Consider the following 22,019-nt stretch of genomic DNA (forward strand, 5'->3'; position numbering starts at 1 on the left):
ATGGCCGGTCGCGGATCGGTCACGCAAGTGACTGATTCGCGTGAGCGCGTCCGGGCATGTAGCGGGCGCGCGATGGAAGAAAACCACAGGACGTGGTTTTCTTCCCAGCTCTGAGCGGTCATCTGGCCGCTTCAGGTCAGAAACGTTTGAGGTGTTTGCATGAACTGGTTGCAGAAAATCATGACGCCGCGCACGCGGCCCCAGAGCTCCACCGCCGGCAAGGGCTCGGTGCCCGAGGGCGTGTGGGAGAAATGCGGTGGCTGCGGCGCGGTGCTGTACCGGCCCGAACTCGATCGCAACCTGATGGTGTGCCCCAAGTGCGGCCATCACCATTACATCGCGGCGCGCACGCGGTTGCGTGCTCTGCTGGATGAAGGCTCCGGGCAGGAGCTGTGGGCCAGCATGGAGCCCACCGATCCGCTGAAATTCCGCGATTCGAAAAAGTACCGCGACCGCATCATCGCCTCGCAGAAGAAGACCGGTGAGAAAGATGCGCTGCTGACCATGAGCGGCAAGCTGAAAGGTCGCCCGTTGATGGTGGCGGCGTTCGAGTTTGCCTACATGGGCGGCTCGATGGGTTCGGTGGTGGGCGAGAAATTCACCCGCGCCGCGGAACGTGCGCTGGCCGACAAGAGCGCGCTGGTGTGCTTCTCCGCCACCGGCGGCGCGCGCATGCAGGAGGCGTTGTTCTCGCTGATGCAGATGGCCAAGACCTCCGCCGCGCTGGCGCGCCTGCGCGATGCCGGCGTGCCCTACATCAGCGTGTTGACCAACCCCACCACCGGCGGCGTTTCGGCCAGCCTGGCTTTGCTGGGCGACATCAACATCGGCGAGCCGAAGGCGCTGATCGGCTTTGCCGGCCCGCGCGTGATCGAGCAGACGGTACGCGAGACGTTGCCCGAGGGCTTCCAGCGTTCGGAGTTCCTGGTCGAGCACGGCGCCATCGACATGATCGTCGACCGCCGCGAGATGCGCGACAAGCTGGCCGACCTGCTGGGCATACTCGGTCGCGAACAACGCGCGGCCTGACCGCCACGCTGTCGCCATGCGATGCCGCCTTCGGGCGGCATCGTCGTTTCCGCACACGGGTTTTCCACAGCGGTTGTGGAAGCAGGTCGGTAAAGCCTGTGGACAAGCCGCGGCCACGGCTTTTGCATCAGCCACTTGCTACGCATTGCGCAGGAAATGAGCAGCGGCTTTCCACGCGGCGTCGCCAGCGCGGTGCCAGTTTTCCACAGCAGTTGTGCGCCGCTTCTGTACAAGCCTGTGGACAACACCGACGCGTCCTTTGCCGACAATCACTTGGCACGGCGTGTCGATGTTTTGCCCAGTTCGCGATACTTCATCGCGAAGTTCTCCACAGCGATTGTGGACCGCCGTTGGTAAAGCCTGTGGACAACCAGTCTATGTGTCTGAGCGCAAAGGAACTGCCGACGGCGTGCGCAGTTGCTGACCAGGCGAAGGGCTCAGATCAGTGATTGCATCACCCACAGCGACGCGGTGCCGAGTCCCCCGCCGATGGCGATGGCGGCGAGTACATCGCTGGGATAGTGCAGGCCGAGAATCACCCGCGAGGCGGCGACCAGTGCGGTGAAGCCCAGCAACAGGGACGCCATCGGCGGATACCAGGCCAGCGCCACCACGGTGAAACTCACCGCCTGCAAGGTGTGCCCCGAAGGGAAACTGAACTCGTCCAGCGGCGGCACGTGCGCGATCACGCCGGGGCAGGAGCGGTAGGGCCGGGGTCGGCGCGTCCAGCGTTTCAGCAGGCGGTACAACAGCAGCGCGGCCAGCCCGGTCACGGCCATGTGCGCAGCGGCGATGAGGCCGTCGCGTCCACCGAACAAGGCCAGCACCGCCATCAGCGTGTACCAGAACACACCGTCGCCAAGGCGGCTGATCGCGCCGAAGAACAAGCCGACCATGCGCCGAGCGCCCCAGCGGTTGGCCGCCACGCAGACGCGGCGGTCCAGTGCAAAACGTGGCCCGAGCAAAAGCTCAGGCGTGGGCGATGGTGGTGGCGTGCTCATGCAGGTTCTCCTCGGCCATCTCGCGCAGCAGGGTTTCGAAATCGCAGATCACGGCCTCGGGCGACAGGCCGGCCATGCCGACGTGGGCGGCGCGGCCCATGTATCGGATCAGCGCCGGATTGCTGGCCAGCTTCACCGCCGCATCGGTGAAGGCCGGTGCGTTGCCCGGCTCGATGCCATAGCCGTTGATGCCGTCGACCAGGTGTTCGCGCGCCGCACCCTGGGCATAGGCGACCACGGGCAGGCCGGCAGCCAGCGCCTCGAGGATCACGTTGCCGAAGGTTTCGCTGAGGCTGGGGAAGGGAAACAGGTCGGCGCTGGCGTAGTGGCGTCCCAGCGCTTCGCCGCGCTGCACGCCGGCATGGATGAAGTCCGGATGCGCCGCCATCAGCGCGGCGCGGGCCGGGCCATCGCCCACCCACACGTAGCGTGCCTGTGGCAGTTGCTGCTGGATGGCGCGGAAGGTATCTATCGCCAGGTCGAGGTTTTTCTCCGGCGCGATGCGTCCCACGTAGAGGACCACGGGCGCGGACGCATCGACGCCCCACGCGGCGCGCAGGCTGTCGTCGCGTCGGGAAGGATGGAACAGCTGCGTGTCCACCGCCCGTCGCAACAGGCGCGCATTGGAGATGCCCATGCCGTGCAACTCCCGCACGAGCGCGTGGGTGGGCACCAGGGTGGCGGCCGCCCGCTGGTGAAAGCGGCACAGGTACGCGCGAACCCATGGCGTGAGCATGCCCACGCCGTAATGCTCGGCGTAGTTGTCGAAGCGGGTGTGGAAACCGCTGCTCAGCGGGATGCCCAGGCGGCGCGCCGCCCGCATCGCCGACCAGCCCAGCGGGCCTTCGGTGGCGACGTAAACCGCGTCGGGTCGCCGCAGCTTCCAGTGCTGATTCAACGTGCGCCCGGCTGGCATGCCGAAGCGCAAACCCGGGTAGCGCGGCAGGGCGCCGCCGCGCACCTCAAGTACATCGATGCCGGGTTCGTCCTGCTGCGGTCGCGCCTGGCGCGGGCGGATCAGGTCGACATCGTGGCCGCGCGTCGCCAGGCCGGCGGCGAGGCTGTGGACGGTCAGGGCCACGCCGTTGATTTCCGGCGGATAGGTTTCGCTGACGATACCGATACGCATGACATGCCCCGTGCTGGCTTGGCCCAGCTTCGCGGGGCGGCGTTGCGTCGGCATGGCGGGGGCATGACATCACGGTGACGCCAGACGCGAGTGCGGTTTCTTTGGCGGCGACACTGCGCCTACACTGGCCATTGTCATCACGCTTGGAGAATGAATGTGAAACGTATCCTGCTTGCGCTTGCCCTCACTGGACTGGTCGGTTCCGCGATGGCCGTCGATGCGCCGGGCTTGCCCGTCACCAAGGCGCCCGCCGGTGCCGAGGTCTACATCATCTCCCCCAGCGACGGCGCCACCGTGGGCCAGGATGTCACCGTGCGCTTCGGCCTCAAGGGCATGGGCGTGGCGCCGGCTGGGGTGGCCAAGGAACACACCGGTCATCATCACCTGCTGGTCGATGTGACCGAACTGCCCGCCGCCGGCAAACCGATCCCCGCTGATGCCCATCATGTCCATTTCGGCGGCGGCCAGACCCAGACCACGCTGAAGCTGGCGCCCGGCACGCACACGCTGCAACTGGAGCTGGGCGACCAGAACCACGTGCCGTTCGATCCGGCCGTGGTGTCGAAGAAGATCACCATCCACGTGAAGTGAGCCATCGCGTCGGTTATCGGTGGCGGATCGGCTAAAATCGGTGGCTTCATTCCCACCTTGCCGACGCCACCGATGACCGTACGTACCCGCTTCGCTCCCAGCCCCACCGGTTTCCTGCACATCGGCGGCGCGCGTACCGCGCTGTACTGCTGGCTGGAATCGCGTCGTCGCGGCGGCGAATTCGTGTTGCGCATCGAGGATACCGATCGCGAACGCTCCACCGACGCGGCGGTGCAGGCAATCCTCGATGCCATGCACTGGCTTGGCCTCGATGCGGACGACGGCCCGTACTACCAGACCCAGCGCCTCGATCGCTACAAGCAGGTGGCCGATGAACTGGTCGCTGCCGGCAAGGCGTATTACGCCTACGAGACCAAGGCCGAGATCGAGGCGATGCGCGAGGCGGCCATGAAGGCGGGCGAGAAGCCGCGCTACAACGGCTATTACCGCGACCGCAACGAACCGCTGCGTGACGACCCGAACCGGGTGATCCGTTTCCGCAACCCCGCGGAGGGTTCGGTGGTGTTCGACGACAAGGTCAAGGGCCGCATCGAGTGGGCCAACAGCGAGCTGGACGATCTGGTGATCTTCCGCTCCGATGGCTGGCCCACCTACAACTTCGCGGTGGTGGTCGACGACATCGACATGGGCATCACCGAGGTGATCCGCGGCGACGACCACGTCAACAACACGCCGCGGCAGATCAACATCTACAAGGCGCTCGGCGCGACCGTGCCGGAGTTTGCGCACCTGCCGATGATCCTGGACAAGGAGGGCAAGAAGCTCTCCAAGCGCACCAGCGCGGTCAGCGTGATGGAATACCGCGTCGACGGTTTCCTGCCGCACGCGATCCTCAATTATCTGGTACGTCTGGGCTGGTCGCATGGCGACCAGGAAATCTTCTCGCGCGAGGAAATGATCGCGCTGTTCGACATCGCCGACGTCAACAAGGCCGCCTCGCGCTTCGACACCGAGAAGCTGGCCTGGCTCAACCAGCACTACCTGAAAACCGACGAGCCGCAGACGCTGGCGGCCGAGTTCGAATGGCATCTCGCGCAGGCCGGCATCGACTTCAGCCAGGGCCCCGCACCCACCGACGTGATCGTGGCGTTGCGCGACCGCGTGCACACGCTGAAGGAAATGGCCGAGCGCGCGAAGATCTGGTACGCGCCGATCGTCGAGTGGGACGAAAAGGCGGTCGCCAAACATTTGAAGAACGATGCGGCACCAGCCGTGCTGGAAGCGGCGAAAGCGTTGCTGGCCGAATGCACCTGGCAGCCCGAACCGATCCACGACGTGATCGCTCAGGTTGCCGCAAAACTCGAACTTGGCATGGGCAAGATCGCGCAGCCCTTGCGCGTGGCGATGACGGGCACCCAGGTGTCGCCGTCGATCGAACACACCATCTATCTCGCCGGCCGCGCCGAGGCGCTCAAGCGCATCGATGATGCGCTGGGGCTCGCGCGGGGGTGAGTTGTGGCATGGATGGGGGCGCTCTCCGCTTTTCCAGGCAAACTCCATGAATGACCTGCTCGCCAAGGCACTGCAAGGCGTCGACCCCGACGCCCCCGGGGCGTTCTGGCAGATCTTCGCCAATCTGTTGCATTTGGTGCCGTGGGCAGCCATGTTCTGGTGGAACCTGCTTTTCATCGCCATCGGCGCCCTGCTGGGCCGCTGGCGGGGACACACGGCGGAAGGCGTGGCGTGGGCGGCGGTGCTGGGACCGATCGGCTGGCTGGTGGTCCTGTTCCGGCATCGCCGAAAACAGCGGGTCCTGCCGCCACCGCTGCCGCGCTGAACCCCGCCGCCGGCACTATGATCGACAACGAGGTGAATCAACGTGGCACACGAAGGCGCCGACATCCTGCACACCCACCCGCATCATCACGATGCGAAGGGTTTTGTGCATGCGGTCGAAGCGGCCAGCCAGGCGCGTGGCCTGCGCCTGACGCCGCTGCGCAAGGAGGTGCTTGAACTGATCGCCAGCGAGCACAAGCCGATCAAGGCCTACGACCTGCTTGCCCTGCTGCGCGAGAAGCACGGCAATGCGGCGCCGCCCACGGTCTACCGGGCGCTGGATTTTCTGCTCGAGAACGGCTTCATCCACAAGCTGGAGTCGATCAACGCTTTCGTCTCCTGCCATCACCCCGATGAAGCCCATCAGGTGCCGTTCCTGATCTGCGATGTCTGCTCCAGCGCGCAGGAAGTCTGCGATGAACGCGTGGCAAGCCTCATCGAGGCCCAGGCCAGCGCCTTCGGTTTTCGCCCGCAGGCGCAAACGCTGGAAGTGCACGGCGTCTGCAAGCGCTGCCTCAAGCTTTGACCGCCCGCGTTGTTGTAGGGGCGACTTCAGTCGCGATGCTCCTTTCCCGCCGGTCCAAAAATGAAGTGGCGCTCAGTAATGTTATAAAGTAACATTACCGCACAGGCAGAAGCGGCCATCTCCGGCGGCGCCCGGCAACTCGATGAATTCCGAACAAGCGAGCAAAACCCGGTGGTGGCACATGGCCGACCGCGTCGGTGCGGTTGCATCGTTCCTGTGCGCGATCCACTGCGCGCTGTTGCCTTTCATGATCGCGGCCTTGCCTTTCCTCGGCATGGAATTTCTGGCGGACCATCGCTTCGAGCGCGGCTTCGTGATGTTTGCCTGCGTGCTTGCGTTGCTGGTGCTGGTGCGAGGTTTCCGCCGGCACCGGTGGTCGCTGCCGTTGCTGCTGGCCGCGCCGGGGCTGGGCCTGCTGCTGCTCGGCGTGACGTATGCCGAGAGCTATTCCATCGTGCTGCACAGTGCGCTGGTGACCTGCGGCGGCTTGCTGCTGGCCGCGGCGCATTTCATCAATCTCCGCCGTGACCACCGCAGCGATGGCCATGTGCATGGTCCCCAGTGCGCGCACTGAGCGCCGGTGATTCTTCAAGCTCCCGCGCGGGCGGTGAGAGTGATTGTGTAACGGCAGGCCCGCTTTCTAGCATGGGCGCATGAGCCACCCGCACTCCCACGATCACAACCACGCACACGATCACGATCACCCGCACACCGTGACCACGGACCGCCGCGGAAAACTGATGTGGGCGCTGTGCCTGACTGTGGCGATGACGCTGGTGGAAATCGTCGGCGGCTGGTGGTCCGGCTCGCTGGCGCTGCTGGCCGACGCCGGCCACATGGCGGTGGATTCGCTGGCACTGCTGCTGGCCTTCATCGGCGCGTGGATGGCAGTGCGTCCCGCCGATGCGCGCCGCAGTTACGGCTACGGACGGATCGAAGTCCTGGTGGGCTTCGTCAACGCGCTGAGCCAGTTCGCGCTGGTGGGCTGGATCGTCTACGAGGCCGTCGTTCGCCTGCGGCATCCGACGCCGATCCTTTCGGGGTTGATGCTGGGCGTGGCGATCGCCGGCTTGCTGGTCAACGCGGTGGTCCTGCGCACGCTGCACGGCCACGCGCACGATGACGTGAACATGGCCGGCGCAAGCCTGCACGTGCTGGGCGATCTGCTCGGCTCGCTGGCGGCGGTGGGTGCAGCGCTGGCCATACGCTGGTTCGGCTGGTTGTGGGCCGACCCGGCGTTGTCGCTGGTCGTGGCGGTGTTGCTGCTTGGCAGCGCCTGGCGGTTGCTGCGCCGTTCGTCGCACATTCTGCTGGAAGGCGTACCCGAGGGGCTGGATACCGCCGCCGTGGAGGCCGCCTTGCGCGACGCTGACGATGCCATCTGCGATGTTCATCACCTGCATTTGTGGCAACTGGCCTCGGGTTCGCGGATGGCCACCGTCCACGCCGAGCTGCGCGAGGATGCCGACAGCGCCCGGGCGATGCGGGCGATCAACGACGTGCTGCGCGAGCGCTTCGGCGTGCAGCACGTGACCGTGCAGATCGACACCGGCGGTTGCCTCGACCGCCACGGCGGCTGCGCCGAACATGTACCGCACTAGAACCCGGCCGCGGCTTCGTGGCTATGGCCGGCGTTGCCGCGCTGCTATGATTCAAGCCTCCCCACGATACGCATCAAGGAGTTTCCATGGGCAAGGGTGATCGCAAGACACGGCGCGGCAAGACCAACCGCGGCAGCTATGGCAACAGCCGCGCGCACACCGCGCAGCCGGCAGTGGTCGGCGCCAAGCCGACGGTGACCAAGCCGGCGGCGGCCAGGAAGGCAGCACCGAAGAAAAAGTCGGCCTGATCTTCACCTGACGAAAAGCCCCACCCCGGTGGGGCTTTTTCGTTTGAGGCCGTGTCTGGCGGGTTTTCCCGACACGCGCATCCCCGTTTTCAACGCTTGCCGCACTGCGGCACACTGCGTATGATGCCGACCCAACGTATTAACGCGTTAGTACATTATGAAGCGTCGATCGCGGGATCCCGAGACACCCATCGAGTCCGCCGAGCTCAGTCTCTGCGAGGCGTTGCTGTCGCTGAAGAACGCCGAGGAGATGGCCGCCTTCCTGCGTGACCTGTGCACGCCATCGGAACTGGAAGTGCTGGTCGACCGCTGGCGCGTGGTGCCGCACCTGCTCGAAGGTGTGTCGTATCGCGAAATCCATGAGCGCACCGCCGTCAGCATCACCACGATCGGGCGGGTGGCGCGTTATCTCAACCAGGGCAGTGGCGGCTATGTGGCCGCCGCCGCCCGTGCCGCACGGCGACGGGCACAGAAGAGGACAGAGGCATGAAGGAACGTGACCGATTGCGGATCGCGATGCAGAAATCGGGCCGGCTTACCGAGCCCGCGCTGGATTTGCTGCAGCGTTGCGGCCTGAGCTTTCGCCAGAGCCGCGACAAGCTGTTTTGTTTCGGTGAAGGCGAACCGGTGGATTTGCTGCTGGTACGCGATGACGACATCCCGTCGCTGATCGCCCAGGGCGTGTGCGACCTGGGCATCGTCGGGCGCAACGTGCTGAACGAATTCCAGCTCACCGCCGGCGAGGAAAGTCCGCCGCTGGCGGAATTGCGCCCGCTGGGTTTCGGCCGCTGCCGGTTGTCCATCGCGGTGCCGCAGGAGTTCGAATACCAGGGCCCGCAACATCTCGAAGGCACGCGCATCGCCACCTCGTATCCCGGGTTGCTGGCTGCGTGGTTGCGCAAGAACGGTGTGGATGCCGGCGTGATGACGCTGGCCGGCTCAGTCGAGATCGCCCCGCGCCTGGGCACTGCCGATGCGATCTGCGACCTGGTGCAAAGTGGCGGCACACTGGTGGCCAACCAGTTGCGCGAGACGGACGTGCTGCTGGAAAGCGAAGCGGTACTGGCCGCCGCCGGCACGCCACCGGCCGACGAGCGCGGCGACATGCTCGAGCTGCTGCTGAAACGCCTCGACGGCGTGATCCAGGTGCGCGAATCGCGTCTGCTGCTGTTGCAGACCTCGCGCCACACGGTCGAGGCGGTCACCCGGCTGTTGCCGGGCGGCCCGCAGCCGACCCTGCTGCCCGTGGCTGGCCAGCCCGACCAGTTGATGCTGCAGGCGCTGTGCGCCGGTGAAGTCAGCTGGCGCCAGCTGGAAGAAATCAAGAAGGCCGGCGCGCGCGAGATGTTCGTGTTGCCGGTGGAAAAAATGTTGGCGTGAAATTGAAGCTGGGTATTGAACGATGAAACAGCTGGACTGGAATCAACTGGACGAATCCGCACGGCGCGAGGCGCTGGCGCGTCCCACGCAGTCACGCACTGACGACCTGAGCGGCGGCGTGGCACGCATTGTCGCTGCCGTGCGCGAGCGCGGCGACGATGCCTTGCGCGAATTCAGCGCCGCTTACGACGGCTGTGCGCTGGATGCGCTGGAAGTGACCGAAGCCGAGTTTGCCGTCGCCGAGGCTGCGCTCGATCCCGCGCTGAAGGCGGCGATCGACGAAGCGGCCGCGCGCATCGAGCATTACCACCGCGCCACTGCGTCGAAGCCGGTCGCCGTGGAAACCGCGCCCGGTGTGCGGCTGGAGCGCATCGTGCGGCCGATCAATCGGGTAGGCCTGTATGTGCCCGCCGGTACCGCACCGCTACCTTCTACTGCCTTGATGCTGGGCGTGCCGGCGCGGGTAGCCGGTTGCCGCAGCGTGGTGCTGTGCTCGCCGGCGCGGGCCGATGGCAACTGCGAGGCGGCGGTGTTGTACGCCGCCCGCGTTACCGGCGTGCACCGGGTATTCAAGATCGGCGGCGCGCAGGCGATCGCGGCGATGGCTTATGGCACGGACTCGGTACCGCGCTGCGACAAGCTGTTCGGGCCGGGCAATGCCTGGGTCACCGAAGCCAAGCTGCAGGTATCGGTGGATGCCGGTGGCGCATCGATCGACATGCCGGCCGGGCCGTCCGAAGTGCTGGTGATTGCCGACGCGCAGGCCAGCCCCGTGTTCGTGGCTGCCGATTTGCTGTCGCAAGCCGAGCACGGCCCGGACTCGCAGGTGATCCTGCTCAGTCCCTCGACTGAACTGATTACCAAGGTGGCCGCCGAGGTGGAGCGCCAGCGCGCATTGCTGCCGCGCAGCCAGATCGCCGAGAAGTCGCTGGCACAGAGCCGCCTGATCGCGGTGGACTCGCTGGCGCAGGCGGTGGAAGTGAGCAACCGCTACGCGCCGGAGCACCTCATCGTGCAGGTGTGCGATCCCCACGCGCTGCTCGACAGCATCGAATCGGCAGGCGCGATTTTCCTGGGCGAATGGGCGCCCGAATCGCTGGGCGACTACTGCAGCGGCAGCAACCACGTGCTGCCCACCTATGGTCATGCGCGCAGCTACAGCGGCGTGTCGGTATCGAGCTTCCAGAAGCAGATCACCGTGCAGGACGTCAGCGCCGCCGGCCTGCGCGCCATCGGCCCCTGCGCGGCCACGCTGGCGGCGGCCGAGCAACTGGAAGCCCACCGGCAGGCCGTGACCTTGCGGCTGGCCGCGCTGGACGCGCGCCAGACCACGGAAGCATCGACATGAGCGTGCTCGACCTGGCGCGGCCGGAAATCCGCGCGATGCAGCCGTATTCGTCGGCGCGCATGGAAGCCAGCGGTGGCCAGATATTGCTCAACGCCAACGAATCGCCATGGTCGTCGAATGGTGACGACCTCGGCTGCAACCGCTATCCCGATCCGCAACCCGCAGCGCTGATCGATGCCCTGGCCGCGCTCTACGGCGTGCAGCGCGACCAGCTGCTGGTGGGCCGCGGCAGCGACGAGGCCATCGACCTGCTGGTGCGTGCGTTCTGCCGCGCGGGCGAGGACGCGATCCTGATCCAGCCGCCCACGTTCGGCATGTATGCGGTGTGCGCGCACATCCAGAACGCCGCCGTGATCGAGGTGGCGCTGGCGGCCGATTTCACGCTGGACGTGGATGCGGTGCTGGCGGCGGTGACGCCTGCGGTGACGCCTGCGGTGAGGCTGGTTTTCATCTGCTCGCCGAACAACCCGACCGGCCAGACGGTGCCGCGCGCTGCCGTGGAACGGTTGGTGCAGGCGTTGGCCGGGCGCGCGGTGCTGGTGGTGGACGAAGCCTATGTGGAGTTCGCGGAGGCGGGCAGCGTGGCCGACCTGATTGGCCAGTACGACAACCTCGCCATCCTGCGCACCTTGTCCAAGGCCTGGGCGCTGGCCGGCGTGCGCGTGGGCACCTTGCTGGCGCACGCTGACGTGATTGCCTTGCTGCGTCGGATCATGCCGCCGTACCCGTTGCCGTTGCCTTGCGTCGCGGCGGCGCTGGCCGCGTTGTCGGCGCCCTCTGTCGCGGCCGAACATATAGCGCTCATCGACGAACAGCGTGGCGTGATGCGTGCGGCGCTGGCACAGGTTGCCGGCGTGCGCGAGGTACTGCCGTCGCAGGCGAATTTCCTGGCCGTGCGTTTCGATGACGCCGGCGCGGTCTACCAGCGCCTGCTGGCCGCCGGCATCGTGGTGCGCGACGTTCGCCGTTATCCCAACCTTGCCGATGCGCTGCGTATCACCATCGGCACGCCGGCGGAAAACGCCCGCGTGCTGGCCATTCTCCAGGGAGGTGCGGCATGAGCCGCAAGTTGCTTTTCGTCGATCGCGACGGTTGCCTGATCGAGGAGCCCGCCGACGAACAGATCGACAGCTACGAGAAGCTCGCGCTGCTGCCCGGCGTGATCGCCGCGCTTCAGCGCTTCGTCGGCGCGGGTTACGAACTGGTGATGGTGACCAACCAGGATGGCCTGGGCACCGACAGTTTTCCCGAGGCGCATTTCAGCGGCCCGCATGAACTGCTGCTGCGGATACTCGCGTCGCAGGGCGTGCGGTTCCACGAGGTGTTGATCGACCGCAGCTTTCCGCACGAGGGCCTGGATACGCGCAAGCCGGGCATCGGCCTGATGCGGCATTACCTCGCCGACGACAGCTGGAGCCGCGCCGCGTCGGCGATGGTCGGCGATCGCGAAACCGACCTGCAGTTCGCCGCCAACCTGGGCGTGCGTGGTTTCCGGGTGGGGCCGCAAGGCGTGAGCTGGACGGAGCTGGCGCACCAGTTGCTGGATGCGCCGCGTACCGCCACGGTCACCCGCAACACCAAGGAAACCCGCATCACCGTCAGCGTGAACCTGGACAAGGTGGCCGAGCCCAAGGTGCACACTGGTCTGGGCTTCTTCGACCACATGCTGGAGCAGATCGGCAAGCACGGCGGTTTTGCGCTGGAGCTGCGCTGCGACGGTGACACCCACATCGACGATCACCACACCATCGAGGATTCCGCGCTGGCACTGGGACAGGCCATGAAACAGGCGCTGGGCGACAAGCGCGGCATTGGCCGCTATGGCTTCACGCTGCCGATGGACGAGTCGCTGGTCAGCGCCGCACTGGACCTTTCCGGGCGACCGTACTTCGTGTTCGAGGGCAGTTTTCCGCGCGAGCGTGTGGGCGACATGGCGACCGAACTGGTGCCGCATTTCTTCCGCTCGCTGTGTGAAACGATGGGCGCGAACCTGCGCCTCACCGTGCAGGGCGAGAACGCGCACCACATGATCGAGGGCTGCTTCAAGGCGGTGGCGCGCACCCTGCGCCAGGCGATCCGTCGCGAAGGCAACGAGCTTCCCAGCACCAAGGGCACGCTGTAATGAGTGTCGTGCTGGTCGATGCCGGCGGCACCAATATCGGCTCGGTGCGCTACGCGCTGCAGCGCCTTGGCGTGGATGCTGCCTTGACGGCGGATGCGGCGGCGATTCGTGCCGCCGACAAGGTGATCCTGCCCGGCGTGGGCGCCGCCGCGCCTGGCATGGCGCGTTTGCGCGAGCTGGGGCTGGTGGATCTGCTGCGCTCGCTGACCCAGCCCGTGCTGGGCGTATGCCTGGGCATGCAACTGCTGTGCGAACGCTCGGCCGAAGGCGATACCGAATGCCTGGGCCTGATTCCCGCGCCGGTTTTGCGCTTTGTCGAAGCCCCCGGCTTGCGCGTGCCGCACATGGGCTGGAACCGCCTGGAAACAACGCGGCACCATCCGCTGGTGGATGGCCTCGGCAGCGACGACCAGGCGTATTTCGTGCACAGCTATGCGGTGCCGGTGGGCGATTACACGCTGGCCACGGCCGACTACGGTGGCGCGTTTTCCGCGGTGATCGCGCGCGGCAATTTCCACGGCATGCAGTTTCATCCCGAGCGTTCCGCCGCCGTGGGGGCGCGGCTGCTCGGTAATTTCCTCAAGCTATGACGGCGTTCTCATGACGAGTTTTGCGGTGATTCCCGCGATCGATCTGCGCGGCGGCCAGGTAGTGCGGCTGAAGCAGGGCGACTATGCGCAGCAGACCACCTATGCCGCCGACCCGCGCGAACTGGCCTGGAGCTATGCCGAGGCGGGCGCGGACTGGCTGCACCTGGTTGACCTCGACGGCGCCCGCTCGGGCAACCTCGACAACCTGGCGGTGATCCGTTCGATCGCCGCCAGCGGCATGCGCATCCAGGCCGGTGGTGGCGTGCGGGCGGAGGAGGATCTGCACCGACTGTTCGATGCCGGCGTACACCGCGTGGTGCTGGGCAGCGTGGCCATTCGCGATCCCGACCAGGTGGCGCGCTGGCTGGACAATCACGGTGCCGAACGGCTGGTGATCGCGCTGGACACGCGCCGCATCGGCGATCGCTGGGCTTTGCCCAGCGCCGGTTGGACCGAAGTGGAAACACGCACGCTGGACGAGCTGGCGCCCTGGTATGCCGAACGCGGTGCGCGCCACCTGCTGTGCACCGACATCGATCGCGACGGCATGCTGGCCGGGTTCAATCTCGGCCTTTATCGGCACCTCAGCGAAAGCGTGCCGCAACTGGCGTTGCAGGCGTCCGGGGGCGTGCGCTCGCTGGACGATATCCGCGCCGCCCGCGACGCCGGCGCACAAGGCGTGATCCTGGGCCGCGCGCTGCTGGAAGGTCGCTTCACCCTGGCGGAAGCACTGGCATGTTGAGCCGCCGGCTGATTCCCTGCCTGGACGTGCGCGACGGCAAGGTCGTCAAGGGCGTGCGTTTCCGCGATCACGTGGTGATGGGCGAAATCGTGGAGCTTGCGCTGCGCTACCGCGACGAAGGCGCCGACGAGCTGGTGTTCTACGACATCACCGCCAGCCCCGAGGGGCGCAGCGTGGATCGCGGCTGGGTTGAGAAGGTGGCGCGGGCGATCGACATCCCGTTCTGCGTGGCCGGCGGCATCCGCTCGGTCAACGACGCGCGCGCCGTGCTGCACGCGGGCGCCGACAAGATCTCGGTGAACTCGCCCGCACTGGAACGGCCCGGGCTGATCGACGAACTGGCCGCCGCGTTCGGCGTGCAATGCGTGGTGGTCGGCATCGACTCGCTGCGGGACGCCGACGGCGAGTGGCGCGTGCGCCAGTACACCGGTGACCCCAGCAAGACCCAGGCGCTGCCGCGCCGCACGCTGGACTGGATGACCGAGGCACAGCAACGCGGTGCCGGCGAGATCGTGCTCAATTGCATGGGCAGCGACGGCGTGCGCCGCGGCTACGACCTGGAGCAACTGCAGGCCGCGCGCGTGATCTGCAACGTGCCGTTGATCGCCTCCGGTGGCGCCGGTGAACCCGAACATTTCCGCGACGCCTTCGTCGAAGCCGACGTGGACGGCGCGCTGGCCGCCAGCGTGTTCCACTCCGGTGCGATCGCGATCCCCGCACTGAAAAACTATCTGCACGAGCAGGGCGTCCCGGTACGCCTGTAGCACGAGGAATCACAGCGATGAGCGATACCACCGATACCAGCCGTCTCGATTGGTCCAAGGGCGAAGGCCTGCTGCCGGCGATCGTGCAGCATTGGTTGAGCGGCGAAGTGCTGATGCTCGGCTACATGAATGCCGAGGCGCTGGCCGAAACGCAACGCAGTGGCCACGTCACGTTCTACAGCCGCAGCAAGCAGCGCCTGTGGACCAAGGGCGAAGTCTCCGGTCACGTGCTCGACTTGAAATCGGTCCGCATCGATTGCGATGCCGACACCTTGCTGATCCAGGCCGACCCGCACGGCCCCACCTGCCACGAAGGCACCTCAAGCTGTTTTGGCAACGGTGACGACGTGCGTCCGCCGCTGGGTTTCCTGGCCGAACTCGACGCGCTGGTCGCGCAACGCCATGCCGACCGCCCCGAAGGCAGCTACACCACGAAACTGTTCGACGGCGGCATCCGCCGCATCGCGCAGAAAGTGGGGGAGGAAGGTGTCGAAACCGCGCTGGCGGCCGTGGCGCAGGGCGATGAGGAGCTGCTGGGCGAGGCCGCGGATCTGGTGTTCCATCTCACCGTGACCTTGCGCGCACGAGGTTTGTCGCTGGCGGATGTGGCGAAGGTGCTGGTCGCGCGGCATCGCAAACCCTGACCGCGAGAGGTTGGCGGCCGCTCAGCCGCCGCAACCACCGCAGCATATCGTGGGCAACTGGACCACCTGGTCCGGCGCGATCGTCCAGCCCGTTCGCTGCATGACGTCGATCAGATCCTCGATGGTCACGAACGACGAGATGCGCAAGGTTGAACCGCTGGGGTCGAGGTCGACGAGGGCGTTCGAGTCGACATCGAACATGGCGTCTTCGACGGCTTCGAGTTGCGGGCGTGTGTCGGTAATGGCGATGTGGAATTCCATCGTTGTGTCTCGCTCATGAAATCCTTGGGTTACTGGGCCGATCTTCATCGAGCCGGACGGCCAGCGTCTTGATCCTGATCAGGTTCCGCCGCGGGTGCGACGATCCGGCGCGGGACGCCTGTCTGATTCTTGACTGGCGTCAATGAGGAGGCAGGTCGGTACGCCGACCATTCGCGCAATACTCGTGGCCACGCCGCACGCAGGCTCCGGTGCGGCACTGCAGGCCTTTTGCAATACTAGGTGGCGCGCAGCGGGAAGCTTTCGGCCCTGCGATTAATCCAAGGCAGAAGATCCATGAACCCGATAGATTTTCATTCCCTGCTCGATCCCGGCACATCCGGAGAACCGCCGGCACCGGCGGCATTGAGTGGTCGTGAACTCCAGGAACTGGTGAGCCCGCTCGATGCCGGGGAGTTCGTGGATTCATTTTTCTCGCGCACGTCGGTGAGCGTCAAAGGACATCCCGGAAAATTCGACCATATTTTCGGTTGGGCGAGATTGAGGCAGGCGCTTTCGCGCGGAAAGGCGCTGGCCGGTACCAGCTACAACATAAAAGCGGCCTTTACGCGTGGTGAGGAGGCCGGAAGTTCGCGGGGCATGATCGACGCAGACCATAACCAGGTCGCCGACTTGCTCAACGCGGGCGCGACGATCTGCATTACCGATATCCACCTGGCCGATCCCGTGCTTTGCCAGTGGGCACAAGCCGTGCGCGCGCAGCTCAATTTCAATGGTCTCGTGGGCGCCAATTGTTACATCTCGCCCGACGGTTCGGGGCTGCCCACGCATTACGACAAGCGGGTTGCCACAAGCATCCAGATCGCCGGCAGCAAGCGCTGGCGGTTCTCCATGAAGTCCGCCAAGCCGTGGCCGCTCGAGAATGCCGTGTATCAACCCGGCATCAGTGCGGATGTCGGCACGCTGCCCGAACATATGGAATTTGGCGAGGTGGAGCTCAATCCCGGCGACTTGCTCTGCCTCCCGGCCGGGGCCTGGCATTCGGCGCGCGGCGTGGGCTATTCATTGGCGCTGAATGTCTATTTTTCGCCCCGTAATCTGCTTTTTGACCTCGGACCGCTGGTTCAGCGGCTCTCGATGTCGAGCGAGAAATGGCGAGGTGGGCCGCCTGCCACCCTGGAGAAAGCCCGGGGAAGCATGCCGGACGCGGTAGCTGCGTATATCAGCGAATGCCTGGACGAAATCAGCAAGGTGGCCGCCGAGCCCTGGCTGAAATCGCTGAAGCAGGAGCCCTTCACGGGATGGAAGGCGGCACCGCTGCTGCCGGTGCCGAAGATGGCACCGGATCAACGATTCAGCGTGTCCGCGTCACTGCGGTTTGTCCAGGTGCAGGACGACATCGTCGTGCCGTGCGAGACCGGCGTGCTCAAGTTTCCCGTCGCCATGGGGCCGGTACTCCAGCAGCTGTCGTCCCAGGTGGGGAGCTTCACCATCCCCGACGTTCTGGCATGGCAACGGGACCCGGGTGGTCCGGGGCGTGACGAGATGCTGTTCGCGCTGAAGATGTTGTACGAACACGGCATCCTCATGATGGAATAGCCCGCGCCATCATGGCGCGTGACATGCCACACCACTGGCTGACGGATAGGTTTCGCCGTTGCGCAGCGGCGAGAGCCACGCATCGTGCATGCCCTTGGTCCACCATTGCCAATGATCGCCCACGTAACGCGCGCCGTCGGCCGAGATGGCGATATGCAGGTGGTGGGTGTTTCCGTCGAGCGTGACCACGGCGGTGGCGGTATCGGGGTAGCTGGCCTGTACCTTGCGGCCGTCGTCGCAGGCATAGGAAAGCACCGGCGCTGCCACGGCGCGGAATGGTGTCAGCGTATAGGTGGTGGGCTTGCCACCGGCGCCGCACAGGTGGCCGGTGAAGGCCGTCGAAACCTTTTTCCCGCCGATGGCCAGATCGATGAGGGCAGGGGATTCGCAATGCCCATCCTCGTAGACATTGCCGGACACCCAACGCATCTCGCTTTCCACGGCTGCGCCGGGTGCCAGCCGGATTGGCGACGGTGCGGGCGCGGTCGGTGGCTGCGTGATGATGTCCAGGGGGCGCTTGTCGGCGTTGGTCAACACGGGCTGCGGTTGTGCGGGGAGGGTGCACGCAGCGCTTCCCGTATTGCGCACGGTCAGCATGGTGCCGGAGTGGGACATGCCGTTGAACTGACCGTTGCGACTGTCGACGCCGAAGCCCAGTTGCGAGGCATGGCAGGTGGTGGTGGCGGGTGTCGGGTTGACGACCGGTGCGTGCGAGGAGCATGCCGCGATCGTGCACGGCGACAGCAAAACCAGCACTGCGCGAAATACCGTCGTTGATGCCGCAGGCTGCGTTTTCATGTGCACACTCCGGTGAAATCAGCGGCTGAAGCTAGCACGCGTGGTCGTGGCGGCCGGTGAAGCATGCGGCGGGTCGGGAGGCGCGCACTCGATCAGTGCGCGATGTTTGCCGAATCCGTTGACCCGGTTGCTGGTGCGAACGGAACCTCTGCTCCGGGCGCGACGCCCTTGCGCCACAGGTCCAGTTGCGCGGTGATGCCCTTGCCGACATCGATCTGCGGCTCGGATGGCGTGAGCTTGTCCCGATTTTCCCAGCCCGCGATGGTCGTGCTGGCGCGCTGGAAGGCATCGATGAAATTGTCGGTGTGGTTCAGCGCATCGACCAGCCAGGCCTTGCCGAAATAGGTGATGTCCGAATCGCTGCCGCAGCCGAACGAGCTGCGGTCGCTGCGCGCGGCGCTGATGACCAGGGTGCCATCGCCACGCAGCGGTGGCACGAATCCGCCCGAATAACAGGCATTCATCACCACGACTTTCCAGCGGAAGGCATGCTCGTGCAGGATGCCGGCGAGGTCATTCGCGCCGATCTGGTCGAGCGGTACGGGATCCATGTCGACCAGCAGGTAGTGGTCCTCGCTACCGTGGCTGGTGACGTAAAGCATCAGGATGTCGTCTGGATGCATTACGCGGGCAAGTCCGTCGAGCGTCGCTTCGAGGTTGCTCCAGCTGGCCAGCGGGCGGGTGCTCAGGGAAGCGGGATTGTTTTCCAGCACCAGCGTGTGGGTGGCGGCGCCGAAGCGGGTGGGAAACAACTTGGCGGCGTATTCGACCTCGTTGCGAAAGACGTCCTCGCTGGCGTCGCCGGCAAAGGCCACCAGGTAGAGGTTCGGCTTGCCGTCGATGCGCGGCGTCAGTTGCGCCAGCGCGTTGCGGACCAGCTGTGGTTGCGCGTAGATGAGTTGTTCGGGTGACGGGCCGCCAGTGGGCCAGCGATCGTCGGCAACGGGTTCCGTCGCCACCGGCGCCGCGACGACAGAAGCCGCTGGTGTTGCACCAGGGGGATGTGCCGCCGTCACTGCGAGTGTGGCCGGCTGCCACCACGTGGTCAGCCAGACACCGGCGACGAAAGCGAGCAGGGCGATCAACAGCGAGCGCATGGTCAGCCTTCCGCTAACCGTCAGAGCGCGATCGCGTCGAAATCGGCAAAGACCGGGTGGTGGGGCTGGGCGGGCGCCTCCAGTGGCGGGCGCACCAGCCAGCCGGTCTGGAAACCCGCTTCCCGGGCGGCATCGAGTTCCTCGACGATGTCGGACAGGAACAGCGTGTGTTGCGGCTGCTCGTCGATCGCCGCCGCGATGCGGCGATAGGATTCCGCCTCGCGCTTGGGTCCGGTTTCGGTGTCGAAATAGCCGGCGAAAAGCGGCGTGAGATCGCCCGCTTCGCTATGCCGGAAAAACAGCTGCTGTGCGGGTACCGAGCCGGACGAATAGACATAAAGACGCAGGCCGTCGGCGCGCCATTGGCGCAGGCGGGCGGCGACCTCGGGGTACATGTGGGCAACGTAGTCGCCGGCTTCGTAGCCGGCCTTCCAGATCATGCCCTGCAAGGCCTTCAGCGCGGTGGACTTGCGGTCCTCATCGATCCAGCGCAGCAGCAGTTCGATCACTTCCTGGCGGCTGGCTTCGATGAAACCTGCTTCCTTCGCCGCCTCATGCAGCCAGTGCTGCACGTCGGGCTGGTCGGCATGGGTTTCGACAAAGGCCGGCAAGCGCTTGCGTGCGTACGGAAACAACACGTCGCGCACGAAGGTGATGGCGCTGGTGGTGCCTTCGATATCGGTGACGACGGCGCGGATTTCGATCATGACCTTGACCACGGGGAACGGCTGGCCAGCATAAACGACTGGCACCGTGGCGAGTAACCGTGCGCGTTCACGGCAGCGGCAGCGGCGTCATCCGTGGGAATCGAGTGGCCAGGTCGGTGCCGGTGAACTGGGCGACCCAGCCTTCCTTGTTGGTGAACAGGCGGATCGCCACGAAGTACGGCGATTCGCTCATGTCGAACCAGTGCGGGGTGCCGTCGGGTACGCCGATGAGGTCGCCCTTTTCGCACAGCACGTCGTAGACCTTGTCGTTGATGTGCAGGGTGAACTGCCCCGCGCCGGCCACGAAAAAGCGTACCTCATCCTCGCTGTGGGTGTGCTCGCTGAGGAATTTCTGGCGCAGCGTGGCGCGGTCGGGATGGTCGGGTGTGAGGCTGATCACGTCCACACTCTGGTAACCCTTTTCCGCCATCAGCCGATCGATGTCGCTGCGATAGGCGGCGATCACTTCATCCTGGCTGGCGCCGGGCTCGATCGGCTGGCTTGCCTCCCAGCGCTCGAAGCGCACCCCCACCTTGCCCAACTCGCGGGCGATGGCGGCATGGTCGCGGTACTCGGCCAGCGCGGATTGCGGTTGTGCCTCGTCGAAAATGCGCAGCTGACTCATGATGACAATCTCCTCAGGTCCATTTCGCATTCGAGCAGGAACTCGAGCGCTTCGAGATGGCGGCGGGCCTCGGCCATGTCGCGGCCCCAGGTGTAGATGCCGTGGCCGTCGATAAGGTATGCGTGCAAGGGTTTGCCCGCATCCAGCCAGGCATCCACCTGGGCTACCAGATCCGGCATGTGCTGGGTGTTGGGAAACACCGGGATTTCCAGCACGCTGTCGTGGCTGGTGTAGCCGCTGATGGCTTTCTGCAATTCCCAGCCCTGAAGCTGGATGGCGCCGCGCGCGGCGTAGAGCCGCGATGCCACGCTCTGGGTACGCGAATGCGTATGCAACACGGCGGTCATTTCCGGCCAGCGCCGGTAGACCTGCGTGTGCAGCGCGGTTTCGGCGCTGGGCCTGGCCGTGGTGCCCACCGCGTGGCCGTGAAGGTCGATCAGCATGATGTCGTCGCGGCCGAGGTGGCCCTTGTCGCGGCCGGAGATGGTGATGGCCGCATGTTCGTCGTCCACCCGCATCGAGAAATTGCTGCTGGTAGCCGGCGTCCAGCCAAGCGCCGCCAGTTGCCGCGCGGCCTCGGCGATGGCGTCGGCGCGGCTGTCGAACAGGCTTTGTGGCATCGTGGCGGGCAGCTGCTGGGTCATACGGTTTGGCCGTCCAAATGAATCGGCATCATACCACGGGGCCTTTCGCGCCAAGGGCGTAATGCGAGCCATTCGCGCAAGTCAGGAAGCGTTGAGGTAAATGGCGTGACACTTCCGCGATCCGGTGCAGGGTGCGCCGGTCACCTCGACGGAGACTCTGCCATGTCGAAAGAAAACGATATCGAATCGCGCCGCCACTTCCTGAAAATCGCGGCGGGCACCACCGCGGCTGCCGTGGTCATGGGCGGCTTGCCGCGCTTCGCACGCGCCGCCGATCTGCCAGCGGTGAGCCCCACTGATCCGACCGCCAAGGCGCTGGATTACGTGGAGGACGCGACCAAGTCGACCAATCCGAAGTACAAGGCCGGCGACGTGTGCCACAACTGCCAGTTCTATACGGCCACCAACACCACCGGCCGTGGACCTTGCCAGTTGTTCCCCGGCAAGTCGGTCAATGCGAAGGGCTGGTGCGTTTCGCATACGCCGAAGAAAGCCTGATCGGATAGCTCCATTCAAAAAAAGAGGCCGGCTCGAAGGAGCCGGCCTCTTTTGCATGCGCGCTTGTAGCAGCGCAATCGCAAACAGGGAATGGGGGGGGAGCCAGAGAAAGTGCTGCCCGACACGCCAGGTTGAGGAGCTGACCCTGCCTGACGTGCCGGGCGGCGATCCGGGGCCCACTGCCAAGTGATCAACCCGCGGATCGCCATGATACCCCCGCGTGAGCCCGTTGGGGCAATCTCGGGCGGAATTCTCCGGAAAAATATTTCGTTAAATTCTTCTAAAACAGACACTTGCAGCATATCTCTGAGGCTGCATCC

The 22,019-nt window shown here is 65.6% G+C and carries 27 protein-coding genes; 19 read left to right on the forward strand and 8 right to left on the reverse strand.

Annotated elements, in window-relative coordinates:
- The first annotated feature begins 159 nt into the window (after nucleotides 1-159).
- Nucleotides 160-1,029 (forward strand): acetyl-CoA carboxylase, carboxyltransferase subunit beta, encoded by an 870-nt coding sequence (gene accD, locus ASD22_RS02290; RefSeq protein WP_056078394.1) that lies wholly within the window; start codon nucleotides 160-162, stop codon nucleotides 1,027-1,029.
- A gap of 437 nt (nucleotides 1,030-1,466) precedes the next feature.
- Here the strand turns inward: accD and ASD22_RS02300 are convergent, their stop codons facing one another.
- Nucleotides 1,467-2,030, reverse strand: a complete 564-nt coding sequence (locus tag ASD22_RS02300; protein ID WP_056078406.1) for a phosphatase PAP2 family protein — start codon at nucleotides 2,028-2,030, stop codon at nucleotides 1,467-1,469.
- The gene (locus tag ASD22_RS02305; protein ID WP_056080809.1) at nucleotides 1,999-3,159 is read right to left on the reverse strand and encodes a glycosyltransferase family 1 protein; all 1,161 of its coding nucleotides are present in this window, start codon (nucleotides 3,157-3,159) and stop codon (nucleotides 1,999-2,001) included. Before ASD22_RS02305 ends, ASD22_RS02300 begins: the two co-directional genes overlap by 32 nt.
- Nucleotides 3,160-3,315: 156 nt before the next feature.
- Between ASD22_RS02305 and ASD22_RS02310 the strand changes: the two genes are divergently transcribed.
- The 16 genes from ASD22_RS02310 to hisIE all read left to right on the forward strand — a co-directional run bounded on the left by ASD22_RS02310 (nucleotide 3,316) and on the right by hisIE (nucleotide 15,512).
- Nucleotides 3,316-3,750, forward strand: coding sequence for a DUF4399 domain-containing protein (locus ASD22_RS02310; RefSeq protein ID WP_056080813.1), 435 nt, complete (start codon nucleotides 3,316-3,318; stop codon nucleotides 3,748-3,750).
- Between the two features lie 72 nt (nucleotides 3,751-3,822).
- The gene (gene gltX / locus ASD22_RS02315) at nucleotides 3,823-5,223 is read left to right on the forward strand and encodes a glutamate--tRNA ligase (protein WP_056078409.1); all 1,401 of its coding nucleotides are present in this window, start codon (nucleotides 3,823-3,825) and stop codon (nucleotides 5,221-5,223) included.
- A 46-nt stretch (nucleotides 5,224-5,269) separates the two neighbouring features.
- Nucleotides 5,270-5,548 (forward strand): hypothetical protein, encoded by a 279-nt coding sequence (locus tag ASD22_RS02320; RefSeq protein WP_056078412.1) that lies wholly within the window; start codon nucleotides 5,270-5,272, stop codon nucleotides 5,546-5,548.
- A gap of 42 nt (nucleotides 5,549-5,590) precedes the next feature.
- Nucleotides 5,591-6,073 carry a transcriptional repressor gene (locus ASD22_RS02325; RefSeq protein ID WP_056078415.1) on the forward strand — a complete coding sequence of 161 codons (483 nt, stop codon included), beginning with the start codon at nucleotides 5,591-5,593 and terminating at the stop codon, nucleotides 6,071-6,073.
- A 142-nt stretch (nucleotides 6,074-6,215) separates the two neighbouring features.
- Nucleotides 6,216-6,647, forward strand: coding sequence for a MerC domain-containing protein (locus ASD22_RS02330; RefSeq protein WP_056078418.1), 432 nt, complete (start codon nucleotides 6,216-6,218; stop codon nucleotides 6,645-6,647).
- 79 nt (nucleotides 6,648-6,726) lie between these two features.
- A complete protein-coding gene (locus tag ASD22_RS02335) occupies nucleotides 6,727-7,674 on the forward strand; it encodes a cation diffusion facilitator family transporter (RefSeq protein ID WP_056078421.1) in 948 nt (315 codons plus the stop codon).
- Between the two features lie 86 nt (nucleotides 7,675-7,760).
- A complete protein-coding gene (locus ASD22_RS16260) occupies nucleotides 7,761-7,922 on the forward strand; it encodes a 30S ribosomal protein THX (protein ID WP_082520091.1) in 162 nt (53 codons plus the stop codon).
- A gap of 157 nt (nucleotides 7,923-8,079) precedes the next feature.
- Nucleotides 8,080-8,412, forward strand: a complete 333-nt coding sequence (locus ASD22_RS02340) for a YerC/YecD family TrpR-related protein (protein ID WP_056078423.1) — start codon at nucleotides 8,080-8,082, stop codon at nucleotides 8,410-8,412.
- Nucleotides 8,409-9,302, forward strand: a complete 894-nt coding sequence (gene hisG, locus ASD22_RS02345; RefSeq protein ID WP_056078426.1) for an ATP phosphoribosyltransferase — start codon at nucleotides 8,409-8,411, stop codon at nucleotides 9,300-9,302. Before ASD22_RS02340 ends, hisG begins: the two co-directional genes overlap by 4 nt.
- Before the next feature lie 22 nt (nucleotides 9,303-9,324).
- Nucleotides 9,325-10,650 (forward strand): histidinol dehydrogenase, encoded by a 1,326-nt coding sequence (gene hisD, locus ASD22_RS02350; RefSeq protein WP_056078429.1) that lies wholly within the window; start codon nucleotides 9,325-9,327, stop codon nucleotides 10,648-10,650.
- A complete protein-coding gene (gene hisC, locus ASD22_RS02355; RefSeq protein ID WP_056078432.1) occupies nucleotides 10,647-11,711 on the forward strand; it encodes a histidinol-phosphate transaminase in 1,065 nt (354 codons plus the stop codon). Before hisD ends, hisC begins: the two co-directional genes overlap by 4 nt.
- On the forward strand, nucleotides 11,708-12,772 hold the full coding sequence (hisB, locus tag ASD22_RS02360) for a bifunctional histidinol-phosphatase/imidazoleglycerol-phosphate dehydratase HisB (protein ID WP_056078435.1): 1,065 nt from the start codon (nucleotides 11,708-11,710) through the stop codon (nucleotides 12,770-12,772). The genes hisC and hisB overlap by 4 nt, the downstream gene beginning before the upstream one ends.
- Complete coding sequence (gene hisH, locus ASD22_RS02365; protein WP_056078437.1) at nucleotides 12,772-13,362, forward strand: imidazole glycerol phosphate synthase subunit HisH; 591 nt, start codon at nucleotides 12,772-12,774, stop codon at nucleotides 13,360-13,362. The genes hisB and hisH overlap by 1 nt, the downstream gene beginning before the upstream one ends.
- Nucleotides 13,363-13,372: 10 nt before the next feature.
- Nucleotides 13,373-14,104, forward strand: a complete 732-nt coding sequence (hisA, locus tag ASD22_RS02370; protein ID WP_056078440.1) for a 1-(5-phosphoribosyl)-5-[(5-phosphoribosylamino)methylideneamino]imidazole-4-carboxamide isomerase — start codon at nucleotides 13,373-13,375, stop codon at nucleotides 14,102-14,104.
- Entirely contained in the window at nucleotides 14,098-14,868 is a 771-nt protein-coding gene (gene hisF, locus ASD22_RS02375) for an imidazole glycerol phosphate synthase subunit HisF (RefSeq protein ID WP_056078443.1), read from the forward strand. The genes hisA and hisF overlap by 7 nt, the downstream gene beginning before the upstream one ends.
- 17 nt (nucleotides 14,869-14,885) lie before the next feature.
- Nucleotides 14,886-15,512 carry a bifunctional phosphoribosyl-AMP cyclohydrolase/phosphoribosyl-ATP diphosphatase HisIE gene (gene hisIE, locus ASD22_RS02380; protein ID WP_056078446.1) on the forward strand — a complete coding sequence of 209 codons (627 nt, stop codon included), beginning with the start codon at nucleotides 14,886-14,888 and terminating at the stop codon, nucleotides 15,510-15,512.
- Nucleotides 15,513-15,533: 21 nt separating this feature from the next.
- Here hisIE and ASD22_RS02385 read toward each other — a convergent pair whose 3' ends face one another.
- Complete coding sequence (locus tag ASD22_RS02385; protein WP_056078449.1) at nucleotides 15,534-15,773, reverse strand: hypothetical protein; 240 nt, start codon at nucleotides 15,771-15,773, stop codon at nucleotides 15,534-15,536.
- A 294-nt stretch (nucleotides 15,774-16,067) separates the two neighbouring features.
- On the opposite strand from ASD22_RS02385, the gene ASD22_RS02390 reads away from it, so the two are divergent.
- Nucleotides 16,068-17,330, forward strand: a complete 1,263-nt coding sequence (locus ASD22_RS02390) for a cupin domain-containing protein (RefSeq protein WP_235577479.1) — start codon at nucleotides 16,068-16,070, stop codon at nucleotides 17,328-17,330.
- Between the two features lie 9 nt (nucleotides 17,331-17,339).
- Here ASD22_RS02390 and ASD22_RS16560 read toward each other — a convergent pair whose 3' ends face one another.
- From ASD22_RS16560 to ASD22_RS02415, 5 genes are all read right to left on the reverse strand, one after another.
- Nucleotides 17,340-18,128: an MliC family protein gene (locus tag ASD22_RS16560; RefSeq protein ID WP_156458921.1), complete on the reverse strand. Its 789-nt coding sequence runs from the start codon at nucleotides 18,126-18,128 to the stop codon at nucleotides 17,340-17,342.
- A 92-nt stretch (nucleotides 18,129-18,220) separates the two neighbouring features.
- Nucleotides 18,221-19,225 (reverse strand): C13 family peptidase, encoded by a 1,005-nt coding sequence (locus ASD22_RS02400; protein WP_056078454.1) that lies wholly within the window; start codon nucleotides 19,223-19,225, stop codon nucleotides 18,221-18,223.
- 20 nt (nucleotides 19,226-19,245) lie between these two features.
- A complete protein-coding gene (mtnC, locus tag ASD22_RS02405; protein WP_056080818.1) occupies nucleotides 19,246-19,932 on the reverse strand; it encodes an acireductone synthase in 687 nt (228 codons plus the stop codon).
- Between the two features lie 67 nt (nucleotides 19,933-19,999).
- Nucleotides 20,000-20,557 carry an acireductone dioxygenase gene (locus ASD22_RS02410; protein WP_056078457.1) on the reverse strand — a complete coding sequence of 186 codons (558 nt, stop codon included), beginning with the start codon at nucleotides 20,555-20,557 and terminating at the stop codon, nucleotides 20,000-20,002.
- The gene (locus ASD22_RS02415; protein ID WP_056078460.1) at nucleotides 20,554-21,201 is read right to left on the reverse strand and encodes a methylthioribulose 1-phosphate dehydratase; all 648 of its coding nucleotides are present in this window, start codon (nucleotides 21,199-21,201) and stop codon (nucleotides 20,554-20,556) included. Before ASD22_RS02415 ends, ASD22_RS02410 begins: the two co-directional genes overlap by 4 nt.
- Nucleotides 21,202-21,363: 162 nt before the next feature.
- On the opposite strand from ASD22_RS02415, the gene ASD22_RS02420 reads away from it, so the two are divergent.
- Nucleotides 21,364-21,699: a high-potential iron-sulfur protein gene (locus ASD22_RS02420; RefSeq protein ID WP_056078463.1), complete on the forward strand. Its 336-nt coding sequence runs from the start codon at nucleotides 21,364-21,366 to the stop codon at nucleotides 21,697-21,699.
- Nucleotides 21,700-22,019 lie beyond the last annotated feature (320 nt).

This window comes from Rhodanobacter sp. Root480 (genome assembly GCF_001426645.1).
Taxonomy (GTDB): domain Bacteria; phylum Pseudomonadota; class Gammaproteobacteria; order Xanthomonadales; family Rhodanobacteraceae; genus Rhodanobacter; species Rhodanobacter ginsenosidimutans.